The organism is Thauera terpenica 58Eu (assembly GCF_000443165.1).
Taxonomy (GTDB): domain Bacteria; phylum Pseudomonadota; class Gammaproteobacteria; order Burkholderiales; family Rhodocyclaceae; genus Thauera; species Thauera terpenica.
On sequence record NZ_ATJV01000096.1, the window covers coordinates 1 to 4,625 of the forward strand.

Consider the following 4,625-nt stretch of genomic DNA (forward strand, 5'->3'; position numbering starts at 1 on the left):
TCGCTCGCGCTGCCATGCTCGACCTCAAACCGTCAGGAAGTCCGGCGCCGCCGGGATGGATGACATTTTATTGCACCAACGCCCATTCCAGCGAACAATCAGCGCGCCAACTTAATTAAAATGCATGGCTCCATAGATTGGTTTCTTTGTGACAAAGGGTATGTATGGCGAGTTAGAGAAAATGATCTATACCCAAAGGCGGACCGTCGGGTTCTAATTTACCCTCAAGCCACTAAATACGTTGCCACTCAGCAAGATCCGTTCTCTACGCAGTTTGACTTATTTAGAAAATCGCTAAATTCTTCCAATAGCAATATGTTAGCGGTGTGCGGCTATAGTTTTGGCGATGATCATATCAACAACGAAATTGAATTTGCGTTATCGAAAGCAGAAAATAAAACAGTATTGCTCGCATTCTTGGAGTGTAGAGATGAAATTCCACCATGTTTAGAAAAGTGGCGTAGCGATAGTTTTGGTTCAAGAGTAATTATCGCATCCATACACGGCCTATATATTGGAAAAGAAGGCCCATTTAAAAGAAAAGAAAAAGACGATTATTGGTGGACATTGAAAGGTGTAACATCAGTATTAAAGAACGGATGCGAGGTTTAGTTATGTTTACACCATCTGAAGAGTTGAAAATAGGCCAAGTTGTTGAGGTGTCAGGAACCAATATAAAAGTTGAGATTTCAGATAAAATATCTGAATTAACAAGAACTTTTAATGGTCGTGTTTACCCTATCGGTCAAATAGGTAGCATGGTTAAAATTCACTATGGTCGCAAAATAATTTTTGGCTTGGTAACAATGCTCAGAATGCGATCGGAAGAGTTAATTGAAGCAGGTATGCCTGTGACTTCTGATTCTGATCAGCGTGTAATGGAAGTCCAGCTGTTAGCTGAAGGCAGCTGGAATAATACAAAGTCAATTTTGGCCTTTAAGCGTGGTATTAAAACCTACCCTTTGCCCCAACAAGGCGTATTCCTGCTAACAAACGAAGAAATTTCTTTTGTCTACCGTTCCGCTGAAGGTACAAGAGATGATGAAGTAGATCCATTAGTTCCCTTTGCGGTTTACAGTGCTTCTGAATCTACAGCCTGTCGAGCTAACATTAATAAAATGTTTGGTATGCATTGTGCGGTTCTTGGATCTACAGGATCTGGTAAATCAGGTACTGTTGCCGCGATTATTCATAGCGTACTATCGCATAAAAATAATGATAAAGAGCTGTCTCCTCAGATAGTGGTCATTGATCCTCATGGTGAGTATGGTTCAGCCTTTAAAGAGAGAGCTGTACAGTACCGAGCATATGACATAGCGGCAGGCGACGATGGTCAGGAAGAGATAAAGCTACCGTATTGGTTAATGTCTAGTGATGAGTTTACTAACCTAGTTATCGGTAAAACGGAAAGAAGTGCTACCAGTCAAAACAATGTAGTTCAAATAGCTCTCGCTCATGCAAGAATGGTTGCCGCTGGAATTGTCAAACCTTGCCCAAGAGAGTTCGGTACAGAGGCCCTTAAGCATTTAGAAAATTTTGACGATCCAGATTTATGCGATGGCAAGGATACTTCAGAAATTCTGGAATTCGATCGTGATAAGCCGAGACCATTTTGTCTTGATGAGTTCGAAGCTCATGTTAGGTATATACAGGGTGGAAGATTTAAAAAAAGCACAAAGATTTTAGAGTCACTACCACCATCAGATTCAGGTATGTCCTATGTTTCAGCAGTGTTAGATAAATTAAAAGTTCTGAGAAGAGATACTCGACTTTCATTTATGATGAGGTGTTGGGTTGATAACGATGCTGAAATAAAGCTACATCAAGTTTTGAATCAATTCATTGGCGCACCTAGTCAGGCAGGAAAAGATATTAGAATTATTGATATTTCAGGCTTACCAAATGAAGTTGCAGGCCCGCTTACCGCACTAATTGCTAGGTTGCTTTTTCAGTACAAAGTATTTCAAACTCAAGAAGAGAAAGAGAAGGATCCTATATTATTAGTGTGTGAAGAAGCTCATAGGTATGTTCCAGATCACGGGGAGGCTCAGTACGCAGCCGCTCAGGGAGCAATCAGGCGTATAGCAAGAGAGGGGCGAAAATACGGAATTGGTTTGATGCTGGTAAGCCAGCGGCCAGCCGATGTGGACAGCACAGTAATTTCACAGTGTGGTACTTGGGTAGTACTAAGGCTAACAAATTCTGCAGACCAGCAGCATGTCGCTCGATTCTTGCCAGATGGACTTTCTGGCATGGTTGGAGCATTACCCATTTTATCTCAGCAAGAAGCAATTTTTGTTGGTGAAGGTTCGGCTCTACCTTCCAGGGTAAGAGTTAGGGATCTAAAAGAAGAGCAATTGCCGAAATCAAATACGATACCATTTGCTCAGGGCTGGGCGAGTGATCGCCTAGATATAGAAAAATTGAAAGAGATATCTGAGAGAATGTGCAGTTAGAAGCGCGTTATAACAAGGCACTGCACGCGGATAAATTACTCGCTGCGCTCATAATTTACCGGTGAGTGCGGCGTTAGGGCGAAAGGAGACACTCAATGCTCGTTGATTGGCTTGTATATGGACTCATTATTTGGGGTGTTGCCACTGTGCTGAATAAAACGGCCTTCAAGGTGCAACCAGCCTCGAAGGGTGCTGCGTGGGGGCTGACCATCCTTGTATTTTTCTTGAGCGTCGCCGCCTTATCAGCAGCAAAGGTAATTCGTTACCAAGCCATCTCCGATAGCGTCGGAGTTCCTATCAGTCCGAGGAATCCTCTAGATATGGGTGGGGCATTCGTTTTCGCATGGCTGTTCTACTCCTTCCTCAATCGCGCCAAAGGAGGAAAGTCATGAGCGGTGCAGTTCGATATCACGGCTGGACAACAAAGACACTTTTTCTACTCGTTTCTTTTTTTGTCTTGTCGTCGGCTTTCGCCGACAGCAATTCGAATTTCGCCCCTGTCAAGTTGCCACGAGGAATTGAATTACAGATACCGAAAGGCTGGTGGTTGCTCGGAGCCGACCATAATCGGGCAATCCAAACCTCCGTTGAAGCTGCTATGGATTTATCCGGCATAGGCCTACCGGACGGACAAGAAACCAACCTTATCGCGGCAAACTCCATGCCGCGCTCAACGTATGCGGCGGTAAGAGTTGACTCAACAATCCCGCCTTCTGTTGCACCATCTGAGTTCGCATCAATCACCGCCGCCGATATTCGTGAACTGCAAATCGAGATGCGCCAAAATCTTCAGAAGCTGTTGCCGCTTCAAGGTAATCAGTTGATAGAGTTCTTTGGCTCTCGCATCGAGAAAATTTCTGGCCATCCCGCCATTGTCACCGAGTACAGACGCACCGGCCCCAAAGGCCCAGTCTTCGTTCAAATCAACCAGATATTTACGTCCAGCCAGGAAATTCGCATCAATCTGTCTTACCGAGAATCAGAGGTGGCGCTATGGAAGCCTGTGGTAGGCAAAATTCAGCAGTCCATTGTTATAAGGCGCTAGCCCTAACACTGCGCTCCAAAGGACGCTGCGCGATAAAGCCGCGCAGCGTCCCTGAGCTTGGACGTTCGGCGTCATAAACACATCCGAAGGGAGACACCGTGGACTTTCATGCGCACTTCAACGACGCTCAGCGACTTGCCGACAGCATTGACGACTGGGAGAACGATGCCTTCGGGTGGCAAAAGGCCTATATAGCAGCAGTCTTCGCCGCTGTCGCGTATGAAGAGGTGCCTCAGTTCGAGTTGAAGAAGTCCAAACGAGCGAAGCTCATTCCGTGCGACAGATTTCAGGCGCACGTCTCTCGCTGGGAAACGGAGCAGCGCCGTGCAACCCTGAAGGACCTCGACACCAATACGCAGATTGAAGTGATCGTCCGTGGTCGCGTCATCATTACAATCTCGCGGCTCCGTAAGGTCGTCTTCGTTTCCTTCAGAGGAACTACCCTCTCGTTCGCAGACTTCAAGGCTGACCTGGATGTTCGAAAAGTTCGATACCAGTCCGGCTTCGGTGAGTCCGCGCGCCTCCATCGAGGCTTCTTTGATGCTGTCCTTGAATGCTTCGACGAGGTAGTTGAACGGCTACGCTCGTTGAACACCGACCCATATGTGCCCGTGTATGTGACGGGCCATTCTTTGGGTGGCGCGATGGCGGCAATCTTTCACGCCAAGCTTGAAGAGAATGACTTTCATCCTTTCGGGCATCGCCGCCGTCATCGTATTCCTCGGGCTATCGCCTGCTACACATTTGGAATGCCACGCTACGGCGACACAAGCGCGAAGGCGTTTCTTCCGCAACCGTTCCACACCTTCAATGAACTCGATGCAATACCGACGTTGCCTCCGCGGCTACTCGGGTATGCCGATTCAGCCAACGAGAGATGCCTGAATGCGATCCCCGACGTTGCTGTTATACACAGCAAGGGTGACTTCGCTATGCGTTCACCTGAATCCGTGTTCTCTTCAGCGCGCACCCGTTCCGCGAGCTCCAGCGCATGATTTTTCCGCTGCCTGACCCCCCGAGTTCGACAGTTCGCCTCCAAAAAAGCCGTTTTTTGAGAAATCGCGCTAGTGTTCATGCGGGTTACAGGCCGTTTTCCCAAAAAATCTTGTGGTGGCACGTTTGTA

The 4,625-nt window shown here is 47.0% G+C and carries 5 protein-coding genes; all 5 read left to right on the forward strand.

The window, feature by feature from the left end; genetic code table 11:
• Window positions 1-84: 84 nt before the first annotated feature.
• Window positions 85-612, forward strand: coding sequence for an SIR2 family protein (locus M622_RS39940; protein WP_281168232.1), 528 nt, complete (start codon window positions 85-87; stop codon window positions 610-612).
• A gap of 2 nt (window positions 613-614) precedes the next feature.
• On the forward strand, window positions 615-2,456 hold the full coding sequence (locus tag M622_RS39945; protein WP_084520805.1) for an ATP-binding protein: 1,842 nt from the start codon (window positions 615-617) through the stop codon (window positions 2,454-2,456).
• A gap of 95 nt (window positions 2,457-2,551) precedes the next feature.
• Complete coding sequence (locus M622_RS36950; protein WP_021250770.1) at window positions 2,552-2,848, forward strand: hypothetical protein; 297 nt, start codon at window positions 2,552-2,554, stop codon at window positions 2,846-2,848.
• Window positions 2,845-3,501, forward strand: coding sequence for a hypothetical protein (locus tag M622_RS40230; RefSeq protein ID WP_157282136.1), 657 nt, complete (start codon window positions 2,845-2,847; stop codon window positions 3,499-3,501). The genes M622_RS36950 and M622_RS40230 overlap by 4 nt, the downstream gene beginning before the upstream one ends.
• A 98-nt stretch (window positions 3,502-3,599) precedes the next feature.
• On the forward strand, window positions 3,600-4,496 hold the full coding sequence (locus tag M622_RS36960; RefSeq protein ID WP_021250772.1) for a lipase family protein: 897 nt from the start codon (window positions 3,600-3,602) through the stop codon (window positions 4,494-4,496).
• The last annotated feature ends 129 nt before the right edge of the window (window positions 4,497-4,625 follow it).